At 71.1% G+C, this 17,480-nt stretch carries 19 protein-coding genes; 15 read left to right on the top strand and 4 right to left on the bottom strand.

Translation table 11 applies throughout. The features are described from left to right. Positions 1-63: 63 nt before the first annotated feature. Positions 64-1,389 carry a S1 family peptidase gene (locus ACFV9T_RS18400; RefSeq protein ID WP_385441419.1) on the bottom strand — a complete coding sequence of 442 codons (1,326 nt, stop codon included), beginning with the start codon at positions 1,387-1,389 and terminating at the stop codon, positions 64-66. A gap of 151 nt (positions 1,390-1,540) precedes the next feature. Then, positions 1,541-2,146 (bottom strand): histidine phosphatase family protein, encoded by a 606-nt coding sequence (locus tag ACFV9T_RS18405; RefSeq protein WP_385441421.1) that lies wholly within the window; start codon positions 2,144-2,146, stop codon positions 1,541-1,543. 243 nt (positions 2,147-2,389) lie between these two features. On the opposite strand from ACFV9T_RS18405, the gene ACFV9T_RS18410 reads away from it, so the two are divergent. The 7 genes from ACFV9T_RS18410 (at position 2,390) to ACFV9T_RS18440 (ending at position 8,727) form a co-directional block, all read left to right on the top strand. Then, complete coding sequence (locus tag ACFV9T_RS18410; RefSeq protein ID WP_385441424.1) at positions 2,390-2,614, top strand: CbtB-domain containing protein; 225 nt, start codon at positions 2,390-2,392, stop codon at positions 2,612-2,614. A gap of 51 nt (positions 2,615-2,665) precedes the next feature. Beyond that, entirely contained in the window at positions 2,666-3,430 is a 765-nt protein-coding gene (locus ACFV9T_RS18415; RefSeq protein WP_385441426.1) for a CbtA family protein, read from the top strand. A gap of 58 nt (positions 3,431-3,488) precedes the next feature. Then, complete coding sequence (locus tag ACFV9T_RS18420) at positions 3,489-4,523, top strand: ABC transporter substrate-binding protein (RefSeq protein ID WP_385441429.1); 1,035 nt, start codon at positions 3,489-3,491, stop codon at positions 4,521-4,523. Beyond that, positions 4,520-5,566: a FecCD family ABC transporter permease gene (locus ACFV9T_RS18425; protein ID WP_385441431.1), complete on the top strand. Its 1,047-nt coding sequence runs from the start codon at positions 4,520-4,522 to the stop codon at positions 5,564-5,566. The genes ACFV9T_RS18420 and ACFV9T_RS18425 overlap by 4 nt, the downstream gene beginning before the upstream one ends. After that, on the top strand, positions 5,563-6,351 hold the full coding sequence (locus ACFV9T_RS18430) for an ABC transporter ATP-binding protein (RefSeq protein ID WP_385441434.1): 789 nt from the start codon (positions 5,563-5,565) through the stop codon (positions 6,349-6,351). The genes ACFV9T_RS18425 and ACFV9T_RS18430 overlap by 4 nt, the downstream gene beginning before the upstream one ends. 120 nt (positions 6,352-6,471) lie before the next feature. After that, the gene (locus ACFV9T_RS18435) at positions 6,472-8,016 is read left to right on the top strand and encodes a Rieske 2Fe-2S domain-containing protein (RefSeq protein ID WP_385441437.1); all 1,545 of its coding nucleotides are present in this window, start codon (positions 6,472-6,474) and stop codon (positions 8,014-8,016) included. Between the two features lie 54 nt (positions 8,017-8,070). After that, positions 8,071-8,727: a hypothetical protein gene (locus tag ACFV9T_RS18440; RefSeq protein WP_385441438.1), complete on the top strand. Its 657-nt coding sequence runs from the start codon at positions 8,071-8,073 to the stop codon at positions 8,725-8,727. A 67-nt stretch (positions 8,728-8,794) separates the two neighbouring features. On the opposite strand, the gene ACFV9T_RS18445 is transcribed toward ACFV9T_RS18440, so the two are convergent. Further along, positions 8,795-9,634, bottom strand: a complete 840-nt coding sequence (locus ACFV9T_RS18445; RefSeq protein ID WP_385441440.1) for an LLM class flavin-dependent oxidoreductase — start codon at positions 9,632-9,634, stop codon at positions 8,795-8,797. An 86-nt stretch (positions 9,635-9,720) separates the two neighbouring features. Here ACFV9T_RS18445 and ACFV9T_RS18450 point away from each other — a divergent pair, with 86 nt between their 5' ends. The 8 genes from ACFV9T_RS18450 to ACFV9T_RS18485 all read left to right on the top strand — a co-directional run bounded on the left by ACFV9T_RS18450 (position 9,721) and on the right by ACFV9T_RS18485 (position 16,824). Continuing rightward, positions 9,721-10,167, top strand: a complete 447-nt coding sequence (locus ACFV9T_RS18450) for a protein-tyrosine phosphatase family protein (protein WP_385441442.1) — start codon at positions 9,721-9,723, stop codon at positions 10,165-10,167. A gap of 55 nt (positions 10,168-10,222) precedes the next feature. Then, a complete protein-coding gene (locus tag ACFV9T_RS18455) occupies positions 10,223-11,176 on the top strand; it encodes a DMT family transporter (protein WP_385441443.1) in 954 nt (317 codons plus the stop codon). Positions 11,177-11,394: 218 nt separating this feature from the next. Then, the gene (locus ACFV9T_RS18460) at positions 11,395-11,574 is read left to right on the top strand and encodes a hypothetical protein (RefSeq protein ID WP_385441444.1); all 180 of its coding nucleotides are present in this window, start codon (positions 11,395-11,397) and stop codon (positions 11,572-11,574) included. Positions 11,575-11,602: 28 nt separating this feature from the next. After that, the gene (locus tag ACFV9T_RS18465) at positions 11,603-12,604 is read left to right on the top strand and encodes a Ppx/GppA phosphatase family protein (RefSeq protein WP_385441447.1); all 1,002 of its coding nucleotides are present in this window, start codon (positions 11,603-11,605) and stop codon (positions 12,602-12,604) included. 112 nt (positions 12,605-12,716) lie between these two features. Then, positions 12,717-13,163, top strand: coding sequence for a nitroreductase family deazaflavin-dependent oxidoreductase (locus tag ACFV9T_RS18470; protein ID WP_385441450.1), 447 nt, complete (start codon positions 12,717-12,719; stop codon positions 13,161-13,163). A 201-nt stretch (positions 13,164-13,364) separates the two neighbouring features. Then, positions 13,365-13,547 (top strand): hypothetical protein, encoded by a 183-nt coding sequence (locus ACFV9T_RS18475; protein WP_385441452.1) that lies wholly within the window; start codon positions 13,365-13,367, stop codon positions 13,545-13,547. Positions 13,548-13,749: 202 nt separating this feature from the next. After that, positions 13,750-15,687: a molecular chaperone HtpG gene (htpG, locus tag ACFV9T_RS18480; RefSeq protein WP_385441454.1), complete on the top strand. Its 1,938-nt coding sequence runs from the start codon at positions 13,750-13,752 to the stop codon at positions 15,685-15,687. 180 nt (positions 15,688-15,867) lie between these two features. Then, the gene (locus ACFV9T_RS18485; protein WP_385441455.1) at positions 15,868-16,824 is read left to right on the top strand and encodes an alpha/beta fold hydrolase; all 957 of its coding nucleotides are present in this window, start codon (positions 15,868-15,870) and stop codon (positions 16,822-16,824) included. 21 nt (positions 16,825-16,845) lie between these two features. Here ACFV9T_RS18485 and ACFV9T_RS18490 read toward each other — a convergent pair whose 3' ends face one another. Then, positions 16,846-17,475, bottom strand: a complete 630-nt coding sequence (locus ACFV9T_RS18490) for a TetR/AcrR family transcriptional regulator (RefSeq protein ID WP_385441457.1) — start codon at positions 17,473-17,475, stop codon at positions 16,846-16,848. Positions 17,476-17,480: the final 5 nt, after the last annotated feature.

A 17,480-nucleotide genomic window follows, 5' to 3' on the forward strand; every position in this document is an offset into this window, starting at 1 on the left:
GCACGGCACCGGTGACCGGTGCCGTGCCGCACGGGCGAGCCAGGGCCGGGGGCGGTGCCGGGCTCACCAGCCCGGGGTGTAGCTGGTGTACCGCCGCCGGCGCGGGCGCAGGCTGACGGCGAAGCCGACGACACCTCCGGCGATGATCCACAGGCCGGGGCCGAACGCCTCCACCCGCTCCATGATGCCGTCCAGCGACGTCACATCGTCCTGGGCCACCTGGGTGCCCGGGGCGCTGGCGGAGTTGTCGGCCGCGCCGCCCGCGTCACCGATCCTGGTGCCCGGGATGGTCACGCCGAGCGCCGTCATCGCCTTGGTGACGGGCTGGAAGAAGGTCACCCCGCCCTTGGTGCAGTCGCCGCTGCCGCCCGAGGTCACGCCGAGTGCCGTGTTCCCGACGAAGAGGGGACCGCCGCTGTCTCCGGGCTCGGCGCACACGGTGGTCTGGATCAGCCCGCTGACGGCGCCCTCGGGGTAGTTCACGGTGGCGTTCAGCCCCGTCACCTTGCCGGAGCGCAGTCCTGAGGTGGCACCGCTGCGGAAGACCTCCTGGCCCACGGTCGGGTCCGCGGCGTTGGTGATCTTCACCTGCTGACTGCTGCCCACGTCCAGGACGCTGTTCCGGCTGAGCTTGGTGTTGTCGTAGCGCACCAGGGAGAAGTCGTTACCGGGGAAGTTGGTCTGCACGGTGGTGCCGATGCTCGTCTTGCCCGCGGTGTCCTGGAACCAGGGCGTCCCGGGCGGGCCGCAGTGCCCGGCGGTCAGGATGAAACCGGTCTGGCCGTTGGTGACGTTGAAACCGGCCGAGCAGCGGCTGCCGTTGGTGAAGATCGGGGCGGCACCGTCGGTCTTGGTGGTGAACGTGCCCGTGGTGCGCTCCATGCTCACCTCCCCCATCGGCGCGGCCATGTCCTTCATCCGCGACCAGTCGGCGGTGGATACGGAGCTGTCGCCCAGCACCATCACCTTGTTGGTCTTCGGGTCGACCATCCATGCGGTGCCCGCCACCCGGGGCGCCGAGCGCAGCGTCTCGGTGGCGGATCGCAGCTGCTCCATGCTGTACCGGACCAGCTTGGCCCGTGCCCCGGCCCGGCTGACCTCGGCGGCCGTTTCCTCGTCGGTCACCGCGACGACCGGCTTCCCGTCCTCGGCCGTCCAGTTCCCGGCCGTACGGGACGCGCCCAGCTCGGCCACCAGACGGCTGCCGAGGTCGGTTCTGGCACCGTCCTGGGCGTTCTCCCCGTCCAGGACCTGCGAGGAGCCTCCGCTCTCCGCTCCGTGCGCCGATCCGCCCGGTGAGGACTGTGCGACCAGCAGTCCGCCGCAGACCATGGCACCGACGGCCGCGTACCGTACTCCATGGCGCACGCCTCGCCGCGTGTGCTTCACCACCACGTCTCCTTACGTCGATCCAGCGCCGACGGCCAGAGCCAGGGCTCGGCCGGACGGGGCCCTCCCTCTCCATACGGGCGGGACCGGCGTCGCGCTCACCGCGAAGCGCGGCTGTTGTGACGCGGGGGGAAATCGGCGTGCGGCGTGCTTACTCCGGGGCCGTCAGGGGCTGTCCGCAGCGCAGGTTCCAGCGGCCGGACCGGCCGCTCAGCTCAGTCGCCGCGAGCGGGGCGACGTCGAGGCGCCAGAACGTGCGCGGCGGCAGGTCCAGCGCGTGGACCAGGGCGGCCCGGATCACGGCGGGGTCGGCGACGGCGAGCACGCGTACGTCCCCTCCGGCCCCGGAGTCCTGCCCCGCCCCGGACTCCAGCCAGGCGCCGGTCCGTTCGATCAGCCGCAGCAGCGACTCACCGCCGTGCGGCGCCGCCGCCGGGTCCGACAGCCAGGCCGCGACCTCCTCGGGCGCCTCCCGTCCCACCTCGTCCAGCGACCGGCCGCGCCAGCGGCCCACATCGAGGTCGCGCAGCTCGGGGGCGACCGCCGCGTCGAGGGCGAGGGCCTGTGCGGTGCCGCGACAGCGGGCGGAGGGTGCGGTGAACATCACATCGTGGCGCGGCACGGCGCCCCCGGCGGCCCGGACCCGCCGCACGGCGGCCGCGTCCGGCGGGGCGTCGTCGAAACGCACCTGCCGCAGGGCCGCGTTGACCGCGGGCGCCAGCAGGGTGATATGCACTGCCTTGTCCCTCTTTTCCATACCATCTGCCCTGGTGGGAGCGGCGATTCCGGCGACCGCGACGTAGCGGCGGCCGGGGGTCGCGCGCTACGGTCTCATGGAAAACGACGACGTGACGGAAGTCCGGTGAGAGTCCGGCACGGTCGCGCCACTGTGTGTTCCGGCGGAATGGTCCCGTAAACGCGGGCCCTCCGGCGGGCGAGTCAGACCCAGCGTTGTCGTACGAGTACCAACAACCGGGACGCGTGTTCCCAGGAGGTCGCCATGGCTCAGTCCGCCGTTCCCGCACCCAGCTCCCAGCCGGTGCCGGAGATCACCCCCGTCTCGCTGAAGGCGATCGCCCCGTGGGCGCTGTTCTTCGGCGTCCTCATGCTGATCCTCCTGTACTTCGTCGGCGCCGAGCAGGGCGCCACCGCGGTCATCTCCGGTGAGAGCGTGCACGAGTGGGTGCACGACGGCCGCCATCTGCTCGGTTTCCCCTGCCACTGACCGCACTCACCGCCTCAGTCTCAGCTCCACACCAGGGGAATCGACACCACCATGAACTCCATATCCGTCCGGGCGCTGCTCGTCCGGGGCATGCTCGCGGGTCTCGCCGCCGGGCTGCTCGCCCTCGCCGTGGCGTATCTGCTGGGCGAGCCGCGCGTGGACTCGGCCATCGCGTACGAGGAAGCGCACAGCCATGAACACGGCGGCGTCGAACTCGTCAGCCGCACCATGCAGTCCACCGGCGGTCTGGCCACCGGCGTGCTGATCTACGGTGTCGCCATCGGCGGCATCGCGGCGCTCACGGTGTGCTTCGCCCTGGGCCGAGTCGGCCGGTTCGGCCCGCGGGCCACCGCCGCGCTGGTGTCAGTCGGCGCGCTGGTGTCCGTCTACGTGGTGCCGTTCCTGAAGTACCCGGCCAACCCGCCGGCCGTGGGCGACCCGGCCACCCTCGACCAGCGCACCACACTGTACTTCCTGATGGTGGTCCTGAGCGTGCTGCTGAGCGTCGCCGCGGTCATCCTCGGCAAGCGGCTGGCGCCGCGGCTGGGCAACTGGAACGCCAGCGTGGCCGCCGCAGTGGCGTTCCTCGTGGTGATCGGGCTCGCGTACGCGTTCCTGCCCTCCTTCAACGAGGCGCCCGACGGCTTCCCGGCCACCCTGCTGTGGCAGTTCCGGCTGGCGACGCTCGCCGTCCAGGCGACGCTGTGGGGATCCTTCGGCCTGATCTTCGGATATCTGGCCGAGCGGCAGCTCACCCCGCGCCCGGCGGCCGCCGTGGCGCAGGGCACCAGGGCGAACGCGGGCGCCGTCCGCTGACCGCCCCGCTCCCCCGCCACGCCCGATCCGCCACCCATCGCCAGAGGAACCACCGCCCGTGCCGATAGCACGTCCTGCCCGTCGCGCCACCCTGCTGCTGACCGGCGCCCTGCTGCTGACCGGCTGCGGTGGCGGCCCCGAAGCGTCCTCCGGATCCGCCGAGGACGCCCCCGGATATCCGCGCACCGTGAGCAACTGCGGCCAGAAGGTCCGTATCACCGCACCGCCTCAGCGGGCGGTGTCGCTCAACCAGGGGTCGACGGAGATCCTGCTCTCGCTCGGGCTCGCCGACCGGCTGTCCGCCACCGCCACCTGGACCGACCCCGTGCTGCCCGGGCTGCGCGAGGCGAACGCCACCGTGCCCCGGCTCGCGGACAACGCGCCCTCCTTCGAGAAGGTGCTCGACAAGGAGCCGGACTTCGTGTCCGCGTCCTTCGAATCCACGCTGGGCAAGGGCGGGGTGGCCACCCGTGAGCAGTTCGAGAAGCTCAAGGTGCCGACGTACGTCGCCCCCGCCGACTGCACCAAGGACAACAGCGGGGACGGCGACGGCAGCCGCAGCACCCCGCTGACCATGGACGACGTCTACGGTGAGATCCGCGACCTGGCCACGGTCTTCGGCGTGGAGAAGCGCGGCGACGCGCTCATCGGCAAGCTCAAGGCCCGGGTCGCGAAGGCCACCAAGGGCATCGACGCGTCCGGCACGTCCGTCCTCTACTGGTTCGCCAACTCCGAGTCCCCCTATATGGCGGGCTGCTGCGGCGCCCCGGGCATCATCACCAACGAGGTCGGCGCGAAGAACGTCTTCGACGACGCCCATGAGGAATGGCCGCAGATCAACTGGGAGACGGTGGCGGAACGCAACCCGGACGTCCTGGTGCTCGGCGACCTCACCCGGAAGCAGGAGTCGGCCGAGACCGCCGCGAAGAAGATCGCGTTCCTGGAGTCCAACCCGGTCACCCGGTCGATGGACGCCGTCCGCGACAAGCGGTACGTCCTGCTCAGCGGGCAGGCCATGAACCCGTCGATCCGTACGGTCGACGGCGTCGAGAAGGTGGCCGCCGCGCTGCGCCGCTTCGGTTCCGACCGGTGACCGATCCCGCCGCGCCACGTGTACGACGGCTGCGGTACCCGGCGCTGTGGGCGGCCGGGGCCGTGGCGCTGCCACTGTCGATCGCCTTCGCCATCACCATCGGCCCGGCCGACATCCGGGTCGGTGATGTGTGGGCCGTGGTGGCGTCCCATCTGGGCTGGGGCAGCACCGGGCTGACACCGATCCGGGACGGCATCGTGTGGGATCTGCGGCTGCCGAGGACCCTGCTCGCCGCGGTGTGCGGGGCCGGGCTCGCGCTGTGCGGGGCGGTGATGCAGTCGCTGCTGCGCAACCCGCTGGCCGACCCCTTCGTCCTGGGTGTCTCCTCGGGCGCGTCCACCGGCGCGGTCGCGGTGGTGGTGCTGGGGGCCGGTGGCGGGTCGGTGTCCGTCTCGGCCGGGGCCTTCGTGGGTGCGGTGGTGTCGTTCGCGCTGGTGCTGGCGCTCAGCCAGGTGCTGGGCGGTACGACGGACCGGGTGGTGCTGTCCGGGGTGGCCGCCATGCAGCTGTTCTCGTCGCTGACCTCGTTCATCGTGACGACGGCGGCGGACGCGGAGCAGACCCGCGGCGTGCTGTTCTGGCTGCTCGGCTCGCTCGGAGGCGTCGGCTGGGCCGAGGTGTGGGCGGGGCTCGCGGTGCTGGCGGTGGCGCTGCTGGTCTGCGGGTTGCACGCGCACGCGCTGGACGCGTTCGCGTTCGGGCAGGACGCGGCGGCCACGCTCGGCGTACGGGTGGTCCGCACCCGGATCGTGCTGCTGACCGTCACCGCGCTGCTGACCGCGACGCTGGTCGCCTCGGCGGGCGCGATCGGCTTCGTCGGGCTGGTGCTTCCGCACGCCGCCCGCGCCCTGGTGGGCTCAGGACACGCCCGGCTGCTGCCGGTGACGGCGCTGACCGGGGCGGTGTTCATGGTGTGGGTGGACACGCTGGCCCGCACCATGCTCGATCCGCAGGAGGTGCCGGTGGGCGTGGTGACCTCGCTGATCGGCGTACCGGCCTTCGTGCTGGTGCTCTACCGCACCCGGAAGGCGGGCACCGGATGACCGGGGACACGGGCACCGGAACCGGGCTGCGCGCGGAGCGGGTGGCGCGCGAAGCGGGCGGGCGCCTGATCGTGGACGGGGTGAGCCTCGCCCCGGCGCCCGGGTCGTGCGTCGGGCTGCTCGGGCCGAACGGCTCGGGCAAGTCGACGCTGCTGCGGCTGCTGGCCGGGGTGCTCGCCCCCGCCTCGGGCGTGGTGACGCTCGACGGCCACCCGCTGGCGGACCTGCACCGCAGGGCGGTCGCCCGCCGGATCGCGGTGGTCGAGCAGGAGGCCGTCACCCAGTCCGAGCTGTCCGTACGCGAGGTGGTGGGCCTCGGCCGCATCCCGCACCGCCGCCCCTGGTCGGGGCCGTCGGCGGCGGACGAGGAGGCGATACGCGACGCCCTGGAGCAGACCGGGCTCACGGACCGGTCCGACCAGTCGTGGCACACCCTCTCCGGCGGTGAGCGCCAGCGCGCCCAGGTCGCCCGCGCCCTCGCGCAAACGCCCCGTGAGCTGCTGCTGGACGAGCCGACCAACCACCTCGACATCCAGCACCAGCTCGATCTGCTGGCGCTCGTCGCGGATCTGCCGGTCACCACCGTGATCGCGCTGCACGATCTGAATCTGGCGGCGATGTACTGCGACACGCTGCTGGTACTGCGGGAGGGGCGGGTGGCGGCCGCGGGCGCCCCCGGGGACGTCCTCACCGAGGATCTGATCGCCGAGGTCTACGGGGTACGTACGGCCGTCACACCGGACGGCCCGGACGGGCGCCCGCACATCCGCTTCCTCACCAGGTAGCCACCAGGCCGGAATCCGCGGAATCACCCGCCGAGCGCACCTGCGGATGCATCCGCTCCGGATCACCGGGAGAGTCGAACGTATCCGACATACCCGATGAGCTGGTTGGGGTGCTGCGGTATGCGTATCACCGGACTTGGACATGCAGGACTCTTCATCGAGACCGCGGCGGGATCGGTGCTGTGCGATCCCTGGGTCAACCCCGCCTTCTTCGGCTCGTGGTTTCCGTTCCCGGACAACACGGAGCTGGACTGGGCGCACTACGGGCGGTCCGCGGACTATCTGTACGTCTCCCATCTGCACCGGGACCACTTCGACGCGCAGAATCTGCGCCGCAATGTGCGCAAGGACATCACGGTGCTGCTGCCCGCCTTCGCCACCGACGAGCTGGAGCGTGAGCTGCGCGGGCTCGGATTCACCCGGTTCCTGCGCACCGAGAGCGGACGGCCGGTCGAGCGGGACGGCCTGCGCATCATGATCACCGCGCTCACCGGCCCCGGCGACGGCCCGATCGGCGACTCCGCGCTCTCCCTGGACGACGGGCAGACCGTGCTCCTCAACCAGAACGACGCGCATCCGCTGGACATCCCGGCGATCCTGGAGTTCGGCGAGGTCGACGCGTACTTCACGCAGTTCTCCGGGGCGATCTGGTACCCGATGGTCTACCGACTGCCGGACTCCGCGAAGCGGGAGTTCGCCGCCCGCAAGCGGCAGGGCCAGTTCGACCGCGCCCTGCGCTACATCGACGCGGTCGACGCGGCGCACGTCTTCCCCAACGCGGGTCCGCCGTGCTTCCTCGACGAAGCGCTCTTCGACTACAACGGCACCGGCCGCGACGGCGAGTCCATCTTCACCGACCAGCGCGAGTTCCTGGCCCAGCTCGCGCGGGCGCGGCCCGGTGTCTCGGCGCATCTGCTGCTGCCGGGGACGGTGGCGGAGCCGGAGGACACCGCCTGCAAACTCACCCACCGCCACACCGACAAGGAGATCGACCACATCTTCGGGGACAAGCGCGCCTATCTGCGCGACCTCGCCCGCCGTCGGCGCCCCGCCCTCGCCGCCGAACGCGCCTCGCGCACCCCCGCGCTGCCGCGGAGGCGGCTGCTGACCGAGCTGAAGCGGTGGTGGGAACCGCTGCTGGCGCGCGCGGACCACATCTGCGCGGGCGTCGGCGGCCCCGCCCGGCTGGACGTGGGCGAGATCCCGGTCGTGATCGACTTCCCGGCGCGGGAGGTGCGGGAGTGGAACGGCGAGCGCTGCCGCTACACGCTCTCCACCACCGGCGACCTGGTGGCCACGAACATCGCCAAGCGCGAGGTCGACTGGTCCAACAGCCTGCTGCTGTCGATGCGGTTCAGCGCCAGCCGGGTAGGCCCGTACAACGAGTTCCTGTACGTGTTCTTCAAGTGCCTGTCCATGGAGCGCGTCGAGTACGTCGAGAACTACTACGCCGCCGGCGAGGACGACGGCCAGGACATCGAACTCGACCACTGGCGGATCCAGCGCCGCTGCCCCCATCTGGGCGCCGACCTGGGCCGGTTCGGTCAGATCGAGGGCGAGGTGCTCACCTGCACCCTGCACGGCTGGCGCTACGACCTGACCACCGGGCGCTGTCTGACGTCCGACGGCCACGAACTGCGCGCCAAGCGGTGCGAGAAACCCTGAGACGGGCGGCGCTCAGCTGCGTATGGGTCGGTGAACCCACCGAAGGAGTCCCCCATGACGCGCAGAAGAACCCCCGGCCGCCGCAAGCAGCTGGTGCTCCTGGTCGGCGCGGTGGCGCTGGCCGGTACGGGAGCCGGAGTGATGGCGGCCACCAGTAACGCCACCACCAGCCCGAGTACGGTCAAGTCGGCCGCCAACTCCACCGTGTGCGACGGACTGACGCAGGCACTGGCCAACAACGAGAAGTTCATCGCGGACCAGCAGGCGAATCCGGACGCGCAGTCGGATGCCCGGATCGCCAACCGGCAGGCGGTCATCGAGGAGATCAAGCGCAAGCAGGAGGCGTCCGGGTGCGCGGTGGACTCCCCCGCCGCCGCGTCCACACCGGGCGGCGAGGCCGCAGCCGATGACACGGCGGCCACCGATGACACGGGAGCGGCCGGTGACACAGCGGCCACCGGAGGCGAGGTCGTGTGCGCGGGTTCGACGGTCACCCTGTCCGGTGAGGACGGCGCACCGGCCGCGTCCAGCAATCAGTTTCCGGCGGGCACCAAGCTGAAGGTGACCAACCTGGACAACGACAAGTCCACGACCGTCTCCGTCACCTCGACCTCGGGCAGCTGCGCCCTGCTCAACAACGCCGCCTTCGAGCAGGTCCGCGAGCCCGGCAAGAACCTGATCCGCAACGCGCGCATCGAGCGCGTGGGCTGAGCGAGCCGCGCGCCGGGAGCCGCGCGCCGGGAGCCGGAAAGCGACATCACCGGCTCCCGGCGGCCGATCAGCCGCCCCGGCGGGCGGCCACGGCCGCGAGCGTCTGCCAGGCCCGCTCCGGGTGGCGGGTCTCCTCCGGGTCGCCGTTGTACGGGTCGAGCAGCACCGACTCGGCGCCCAGTCGGCGCAGCTCCTCGATGTCGTCCATGATCTGGTCGATCGTGCCCTCACCGGCGGCGCGTTCGGGGCCGGTGACCGGCTCGTCGGTGACCTTCAGCACCAGCCGCGGGGCCAGTGCGGGCACCGGACGGCCCAGCTCCTCCGCGATGCCCTTCAGCCGGTCCAGCGCCTCCCGCAGCCAGTCGAGGGTGAACCAGATCGGATGCCACGCCTGGCCGTGCCGTACCGCCCGGCGCAGCGCGGCGTCGCTCATGCCGCCCACCCAGACCGGTATGTCCCCGCTGCGGTAGTCCGCGTCGTCCTCCCAGGCCGTGCGGATGGTCTGGAGGTGTTCGTCGGTCAGCTTTCCGCGCCGCTCGAACTCCACGCCGAGCGCCTCGTATTCCTGCCGCGCCCATCCCACGCCGACGCCGAGGACCAGGCGGCCGCCGCTGAGCTGGTTGAGGTTGGCGGCCATGCGGGCGATGAGGAGCGGATGCCGGTACGGGACGACCAGCACGGTGGTCCCCAGCCGCACCCTGTCGGTGATTCCGGCCAGCCAGGAGAGGGTGGTGAAGGGGTCATAGAACGGGGCCGGGTACTGCTCCGCCACATCGGGCGTGACCGCGACGTGGTCCGAGACCATCAGCAGGTCGTACCCCAGACCCTCCACGGTCCGGGCCCACTGACGCAGTACATCCGGCCGGGCGCCCGGGCCGAAGTTCGGGACGTTGACTCCAATTTCCATACCGTCACACTAGGCAGTGATCATGAAACCGGGGACACCGCCCCGCTCCCCTGCCGCGCCCGCCCCCGCGCCGCTACTCTCGCCCCATGAACACTACGTGGAACCCTTCCGCACCAGGGGTGTTACGGCTTCCCTCGGGGCGGCTCGTGCGCGGCCGGGGGCTGCGCCACCCTCTTCCCGAGGGCCCCGCGCCCGCCTTCGCGCTGTATCTGCTGGGCAAGGAACCGCCGTCGGTCGAGTGGGAGGCCCGCTGGCTCCGCTGGCCCGACTTCCGGCTGCCGTCGGACCGCGAGGCGGCCGCCGCCGCGCTGCGCGATGTGTGGGAACGGGCCGCGGGCGAGCGGGTCGAGGTCGCCTGTGAAGGTGGCCGGGGCCGCACCGGCACGGCGCTGGCCTGCGTCGCGGTGCTGGACGGCGTACCGCCCGGGGAGGCGGTGGCTTACGTACGCGAGCACTACGCGGCACGCGCCGTGGAGACGCCCTGGCAGCGGCGCTACGTCACGCGGTTCAGGGAGTCCGCGGTCCTCGATTGACGGTGTATTGAAATTGTCTTGAGCGCCGAAACGCACGCGACCTAGGGTCAGCGTCATGAGCAAAGCGCCGGACACCGGTTACCAGAAGGAATGGCCCGCCGTGGCGGCGGCAGCCGTCACGGTCGTGCTGTGGGCCTCGGCCTTCGTCTCCATCCGCAGCGCGGGCTCGGCCTATTCGCCCGGCGCCCTGGCGCTCGGGCGGCTGCTCACCGGGACGGTGGCGCTGGGCGCGATCTGCCTGATCCGGCGGGTGGGGTGGCCGCCCCGCGCCGCCTGGCCGGGGATCGCCGTCTCGGGCTTCTTCTGGTTCGGCGTCTATTCGGTGGCGCTCAACTGGGGTGAGCGGCTGGTCGACGCGGGCACGGCGGCGATGGTCGTCAACATCGGCCCGATCCTCATCCCGCTGCTGAGCAGCAAGCTGCTGGGCGAGGGGCTGCCGCGTCCGCTGCTGTGGGGGACGGCTGTGTCGTTCAGCGGCGCGGTGGTCGTGGGGCTCTCGATGTCCGACTCGGGCAGCGCGTCCGTCCTCGGTGTGGTGCTGTGTCTGGTGGCCGCGATGACGTACGCGGGCGGTGTCGTCGCCCAGAAGCCCGCACTGCGGCACGGCGGGCCGCTCCAGGTGACCACCTTCGGCTGCCTGATCGGGGCGGTGGCCTGTCTGCCCTTCGCCGGGGCGCTGGTCTCGGATGTGGCGGACGCCCCGCTGTCCGCGACGCTCAATGTGGTCTACCTGGGCCTGTTCCCGACCGCGCTCGCCTTCACCACCTGGGCCTTCGCCCTGGCCCGCACCACCGCGGGCCGGATGGGCGCCACCACCTACGTCGTACCGGCGCTGGTGGTGCTGATGTCCTGGCTGGTGCTGGACGAGGTGCCGGGCCTGCTGACGCTCGCGGGCGGCGCCCTGTGCCTGGCCGGGGTCGCGCTCTCCCGCCGCCGTCCGCGCCCGGCGGGCTCGGCGGTCGTGGCCACCGGCGGTCAGGCCTCCCGGGAGACGTCTCCGGCCGACTAGCGGTATGCCGATCAGCGGTATGCGGACGCCAGGCCTCCATTAGCAGCTTCGGGCGCAGCACCGGCGTGATCCGGCCGTTGTACCCATGGCCGCTTGGCACACTTTTCTGCCCGATATCGATCACTCTCCGACCGATATAGTCCGAGTGTGACCGGTATCGCAGAGAAGAATCCGCTCCGCCACGGATGAGTGCGATGCGCGAGGGTACCCATCGCCTCATGGACACAAACGAGCAACCCTTGCTCACGCCCGATCTGCCGCCCCTGGTCGACGTACCGGACCTGACGTTCCCCAGCGGACGCCGTACGGCCACGTCCCAGGGCGCGACGGAGCGGAACGGCGAAAAGGAATCCCCCACCCCCTCCACCACCCCTCAGCAGCGCCCCCTCGCGGCGTAAAGCCCGGCAACTCGGGCACTCAGCAGGCATGCGTCTTGCAGTGCTCGACATAGGTTCACGTGCCGTTCACCTGAAAATCGCCGATCTCGTTCCGGGTGGACCGCCCGAGCCGGTGACCACGCTCAAGCAATCGGTCCATCTGGCTGAGGCGACCGATCACCAAGGCGTGATCAGTGACGACGCCATCCGGCGGCTGGTCGGCGCGGTGACCGAAAGCGAAGCGGTCACCGCGGCGCACGAGGCCGACGACCTGGTGCCCCTGGCGACTTCCGCGGTGCGTGACGCGGCCAACCGGGACGCCGTCCTCGCCGCGATCGAGGAGGCCACCGGAGTCCGGGTGCGCTTCTTCACCGGCGAGCAGGAGGCGCGCCTGACCTTCCTGGCCGCGCGGAGCTGGCACGGCTGGTCGGCCGGGCAGATGCTGCTGTTCGACATCGGCGGCGGCTCGATGGAGCTGGCCTGCGGCGGCCGTACGGAACCCGCGGTGGCGCTCTCGCTGCCGCTCGGGGCCGGTCACCTCACCCGCCACCACCTGCCCGACGAGGGTCCGGTGCACAAGCGGGACGTGGCACGGCTGCGCCAGTACGCGCGCTCCGTCCTGGCCGAGGCCACGGCCGGCCTGCGCGACCAGCCGGTCCCCGTGTCCGCGATCGCCACCTCGAAGACCTTCACCCAGCTCGCACGGCTCGCCGGAGCCCCCAAGCCGACGGCCGGGACACCGGGCCGCAGCACCCTCGACCGCTCCGATCTGCGGAAGTGGATTCCCCGGCTGGCGGCCAGGTCCGACGCCGAGCGCGCCCGGCTGCCGGGCATCTCCGTCTCCCGCGCCCATCAGTCACTCGCCGGGGCGATCGTGGCGGAGGCCGCCATGGAGGTACTGGGCGTGCAGCGGGTCACCATCTGCCCCTGGGGTCTGCGCGAGGGAGTCCTGCTGGACCGGCTGGCCTCGCTCAGCACCCAGCCGCTTCCGGCGGCGGCCATACCGCGGGCCCGGAGCCACACCCTCCACCGGCTGCACACCGTCTCCTGAACCACCACTGAACCACCGTGCCGTCCGCCCGGCGCTCCCCCGGGATGATCGGGCGGGTCCCGCGCGTTATGCGGTTCGGCAATCTTTGTCGACGACGATGGGGACGGATGACATGCCTCTTCACGGTGAGTACGAGCCGAGCCCGACCCAGTGGGTGCGCGATCAGGTCGAGCTGATCGAGAGCTCCGGGGGCACCGAGGGCACCACGATGCGGGGCATGCCCGTCATCGTGCTGACCTCGCGCGGGGCGAAGAGCGGGAAGATCCGCAAGACTCCGCTGATGCGGGTGGAGCACGAGGGCAGCTACGCGGCGGTGGCCTCGCTCGGCGGCGCCCCCAAGCACCCCGTCTGGTACCACAACGTGCTGGCCGACCCCCGCGTCGAGCTGCGCGACGGGACGGAGCTGCGGGACATGACGGCCCGCGAGGTCACCGGCGAGGAGAAGGCGCGGTGGTGGCGGCGCGCGGTCGAGGCGTTCCCGAACTACGCGGAGTACCAGGAGAAGACCACGCGCGACATCCCCGTCTTCGTCCTGGAGCCCGCGGCCACACCGCACTGAGCCGCACCGAGCGGGAGCGGGAGCCCGGCCCGGCGGCCGCGCCCCCGCTCCGGCGCCGGGCGGCCTCCACCCGGCCATCACACAATCTCTACGTGATCGGGCCCGGGGGGACAACGGTGATATGCGTCCTCGCGACAGGGGAAACCGAGGGTTAGGCTCGGGTGGCACACCTGCACCACGGCACGAAGGAAGTACCTCAGCATGACCACCGCGAACAAAGGCGACCTGTCGCCGATCTACGACAGTCTCATAGCGGAACAGGGCGACGTTCTCGCCGAGGCGCGGGAAGCGGCCGAGGAGATTCAGCGGGAGGCCGCCGAGGCCCTCGACTGGAGCCGGATCCGCCCCGACCAGGGCTCCAACCCGCACCAGAAGAGCGAGTGACGAGGGGTCCGTACGCCTCGCCCCGCAGCGGGCTCTTCGGATTCGACCATGACAACCGGCGCGGCCCGGGGCTCCAGCCATCGGGCCACGCGACCGCGCGAAGGCACTGGACCACCACGCGCGGTGACCTCCCTCTTCGATAAGATTCCGGCGACGCAACGGACTTGACCGCGTCGCACACTTATCGCATGAGGGGAATCAGGTGACTACAGGGGTAGAGACATTCGAGTTTCAGGTCGAGGCACGCCAGCTCTTGCAGCTGATGATCCATTCGATCTACTCGAACAAGGATGTCTTTCTGCGGGAGCTCATCTCCAACGCCTCCGACGCCCTGGACAAGCTGCGGCTGGAATCCCTCCGGGACGGGGAACTGGAGGCGGACACCTCCGATCTCCATATCGCGCTGGACGTCGACAAGGAACAGCGCACACTGACCGTCCGTGACAACGGCATCGGCATGTCCCACGAGGACGTGGTGCAGCTCATCGGGACGATCGCGAACTCCGGCACCGCGAAATTCCTCAAGGAGCTGAAGGAGTCGCAGGACGCTGCGGCCTCACAGGATCTGATCGGGCAGTTCGGGGTCGGTTTCTACTCCAGCTTCATGGTCGCCGACGAGGTGACGCTGCTGACCCGGCGCGCGGGTGAGAGCGCGGGCACCCGCTGGGTGTCCAGCGGCGAAGGCACGTACACCATCGAAGCGGTCGAGGACGCGCCCCAGGGCACCGCGGTCACCCTGCGGCTCAAGCCCGAGGACGCCGAGGACCACCTCTTCGACTACTCCTCCCCGTGGAAGATCCGGGAAATCGTCAAGCGGTACTCGGACTTCATCACCTGGCCGATCCGGATGGCCGGTGAAGCCCCCGCCGCCTCGTCCGAGGACGACAGCACGCCCGACGACGGCGGGGCACCGGAACTCGAGACCGTCAACTCGATGAAGGCGCTGTGGGCCCGCCCGCGGGGCGAGGTCACCGACGAGGAATACAGCGAGTTCTACAAGCACATCAGCCACGACTGGACCGGCCCGCTCGAGACCATCCGCATGCAGGCGGAGGGCACCTTCGAATACCAGTCGCTGCTGTTCATTCCCTCCCGCGCACCGCAGGACCTGTATATGCAGGACCGCAAGCGGGGTGTGCAGCTCTACGTCAAGCGCGTCTTCATCATGGACGACTGCGAAGCGCTCATGCCGGAATACCTGCGCTTCGTCAAGGGTGTCGTCGACGCCGCCGACCTTTCGCTGAATGTCTCGCGCGAGGCCCTTCAGCAGGACCGTCAGATCCAGCTGATGCGCCGCCGGCTGGTCAAGAAGGTGCTGTCGACGGTGAAGGACATGATGTCCGACAACGCCGAGCGGTACGCGACGTTCTGGCAGGAGTTCGGCCGCGTCCTCAAGGAAGGGCTGCTGGGCGACTTCGAGAACCGGGACGCGATCCTGGAGGTCTCCTCGTTCGGCTCGACGCACGACGCGGAGCAGCCGACCACGCTCCGGAGTTACGTGGAGCGGATGAAGGAGGGTCAGGAGCACATCTACTACCTGACGGGCGAGTCGCGCTCGTTCGTCGAGAACTCGCCCCATATGGAGGCCTTCCAGGCCAAGGGGTACGAGGTGCTGGTCCTCACCGACCCGATCGACGAGCTGTGGGTCGACGCCGTTCCCGAGTTCGAGGGCAAGCAGCTGCGCTCGGTCGCCAAGGGGCAGGTCGACCTCGACGGCGAGGACGAGGCGGGCGAGAACGGGCCCGAGCGCGAGCAGCAGAAGAAGGACTTCGCCGATCTGCTGTCCTGGATGACGACGACGCTGAGCGAGCAGGTCAAGGAGGTGCGGCTGTCCTCCCGCCTCACCACCTCCCCCGCCTGCATCGTCGGCGATACCCACGATGTCACTCCGGCGCTGGAGAACATCTACCGCGCGATGGGGCAGAACGTGCCCCAGATCAAGCGCATCCTGGAGCTGAACCCCACGCATCCGCTGGTCAGCGGTCTGCGCACGGCCCATGGTGAGCGCGCGGAGGACCAGGGTCTCGCGGACACGGCCGAACTCCTCTACGGGATGGCCCTGCTCGCCGAGGGCGGGGAGCTGAGCGACCCGTCGCGCTTCATCAAGCTGATGGCGGGCCGCCTGGAGCAGACGCTGTGATCAGCACCCTGTGATCAGCACCCTGTGAGCCACACCCCGGGCGGGCCGTCATCACGGCCCGCCCGGGGCGTTTCCGCCCGGCTTTTGCCAAAGCGGCAAATACTCTCCGTATCTCCCCGGCCGCCGCCGCATGATCGTGACGTAGCGGGCCGAAAGGCCCAGGCGGCTCAGGGAGGATCCATGCACCACCGGTTGGTCGACGTTCCGGACGCCCGTATCCATGTGGTGGAGGCGGGCTCCGGCCCGCTGGTCCTCCTGCTCCACGGCTTCCCCGAGACCTGGCACTCCTGGCGCCACCAGCTCCCCGCGCTCGCCGCGGCCGGATACCGCGCGGTGGCCCTCGACGTACGCGGCTACGGCCGCTCCTCCGCGCCGCGTGATGTGGCGGCGTACCGCATGCTCGCCCATGTCGGCGACAACGTCGGCGTGGTCCGTGCCCTCGGCGAGGAGACCGCGGTGGTCGTGGGCCACGACTGGGGCTCCCCCATCGCCGCGAACTCCGCGCTGCTCAGGCCCGATGTGTTCACCGCCGTGGGGCTGCTGGGCGTGCCGTACGCGCCCCGGGGCGGCCCTCGGCCCAGCGAGATCTTCGCGCGGATCGGCGGGGACGAGGAGTTCTACGTCAGCTACTTCCAGCAGCCCGGCCGGGCCGAGGCGGAGATCGAGCCCGATGTGCGCGGCTGGCTCGCCGGGTTCTACGCCGCGCTCTCGGGTGACACCGCGCCCCCGCCCGGTGGCGGCGGCCCCTTCTTCGTCCCTCGGGGCGGACGGATGCGGGACCGCTTCCCGGACGGCCCGCCGCCGTCCTGGCTCACCGAGACCGATCTCGACACCTGCGCCGCCGAGTTCGAGCGGACCGGTATTGCCGGGGCGCTGGCCCGCTACCGCAACGCCGACCGCGACTGGGAGGATCTCGCGGCCTGGGACGGGGCGCCGCTCACCCAGCCCTCGCTGTTCCTGGCCGGAGAGCGGGACGCCTCGCTCGGCTGGCTGGCCGACGCCATCGAGGCGTACCCCACCACCCTCCCCGGGCTGATGTCCTCGCACCTCCTGGACGGCTGTGGCCACTGGGTACAGCAGGAGCGGGCCGAGGAGGTCAACCGGCTGCTGATCGCCTGGCTGCGGGCGCTCGGCTGAGACCACGCGCCCGAGGGTGTGTCAGCCGAGGTGTTCGGCGGCCGCGGCGCGGATCAGCTGGCGCAGCCCGTCGTAGTAGACGTCGTGGTCGGTCAGGGCGGGCAGCACCACGTCCCGCTGGCCCGTCAGCACCGGGAACTCCTCGGGGTCCAGCGCGGCGAGCGCCGTGCGTGCCGTGGCCAGGGCCCGCTTCCCGTCCTGGTGGTCGACGAAGGCGACGGCGCCGAGGGTGAGCAGATACAGCCGCCGGTAGACCTGGATGGCCGCCGCCGGTGTCATCCCGGCGGCGACGCTCTGGGCGAGCTGCGGCTCGACCAGGCGGCTCAGCAGCTGCGGGCCGAACCAGGAGCGGCCCGCGCGCAGCGCCGCGAGACCCGGGTGCCGGAGGAGTACCTCGTAGAGCGCGGTGAAGCGGGTCTCGGTGGCGGCGGCCCAGTCGGTGTCCTGCGGTACGTGAGGCAGCAGCGTGGCCAGGTGGTCGGCGCAGACGTTCAGCAGTCCGTCGAAGTCGCCGCAGCGGCGGAAGACCGTGGCGTGCGAGACGTCGAGCCGCTGGGCCACCGCCCGGAAGCTCAGGGCCTCGGGGCCCTCCTCGTCGATGACCGCCAGGGCCGCCACCGCGATGGCGTCCGGGGCGGGTGGTTCGGCCACGGTCC

Source organism: Streptomyces sp. NPDC059850, assembly GCF_042731515.1.
Taxonomy (GTDB): domain Bacteria; phylum Actinomycetota; class Actinomycetes; order Streptomycetales; family Streptomycetaceae; genus Streptomyces.

Excerpts from the sequence above, each read along its gene's own strand:
- ACFV9T_RS18405 (WP_385441421.1), bottom strand. The coding sequence starts at position 2,146 with ATGGAAAAGAGGGACAAGGCAGTGCATATCACCCTGCTGGCGCCCGCG.
- ACFV9T_RS18410 (WP_385441424.1), top strand. The coding sequence starts at position 2,390 with ATGGCTCAGTCCGCCGTTCCCGCACCCAGCTCCCAGCCGGTGCCGGAG.
- ACFV9T_RS18415 (WP_385441426.1), top strand. The coding sequence starts at position 2,666 with ATGAACTCCATATCCGTCCGGGCGCTGCTCGTCCGGGGCATGCTCGCG.
- ACFV9T_RS18430 (WP_385441434.1), top strand. The coding sequence starts at position 5,563 with ATGACCGGGGACACGGGCACCGGAACCGGGCTGCGCGCGGAGCGGGTG.
- ACFV9T_RS18435 (WP_385441437.1), top strand. The coding sequence starts at position 6,472 with ATGCGTATCACCGGACTTGGACATGCAGGACTCTTCATCGAGACCGCG.
- ACFV9T_RS18440 (WP_385441438.1), top strand. The coding sequence starts at position 8,071 with ATGACGCGCAGAAGAACCCCCGGCCGCCGCAAGCAGCTGGTGCTCCTG.
- ACFV9T_RS18445 (WP_385441440.1), bottom strand. The coding sequence starts at position 9,634 with ATGGAAATTGGAGTCAACGTCCCGAACTTCGGCCCGGGCGCCCGGCCG.
- ACFV9T_RS18450 (WP_385441442.1), top strand. The coding sequence starts at position 9,721 with ATGAACACTACGTGGAACCCTTCCGCACCAGGGGTGTTACGGCTTCCC.
- ACFV9T_RS18455 (WP_385441443.1), top strand. The coding sequence starts at position 10,223 with ATGAGCAAAGCGCCGGACACCGGTTACCAGAAGGAATGGCCCGCCGTG.
- ACFV9T_RS18460 (WP_385441444.1), top strand. The coding sequence starts at position 11,395 with ATGGACACAAACGAGCAACCCTTGCTCACGCCCGATCTGCCGCCCCTG.
- ACFV9T_RS18465 (WP_385441447.1), top strand. The coding sequence starts at position 11,603 with ATGCGTCTTGCAGTGCTCGACATAGGTTCACGTGCCGTTCACCTGAAA.
- ACFV9T_RS18470 (WP_385441450.1), top strand. The coding sequence starts at position 12,717 with ATGCCTCTTCACGGTGAGTACGAGCCGAGCCCGACCCAGTGGGTGCGC.
- ACFV9T_RS18475 (WP_385441452.1), top strand. The coding sequence starts at position 13,365 with ATGACCACCGCGAACAAAGGCGACCTGTCGCCGATCTACGACAGTCTC.
- ACFV9T_RS18485 (WP_385441455.1), top strand. The coding sequence starts at position 15,868 with ATGCACCACCGGTTGGTCGACGTTCCGGACGCCCGTATCCATGTGGTG.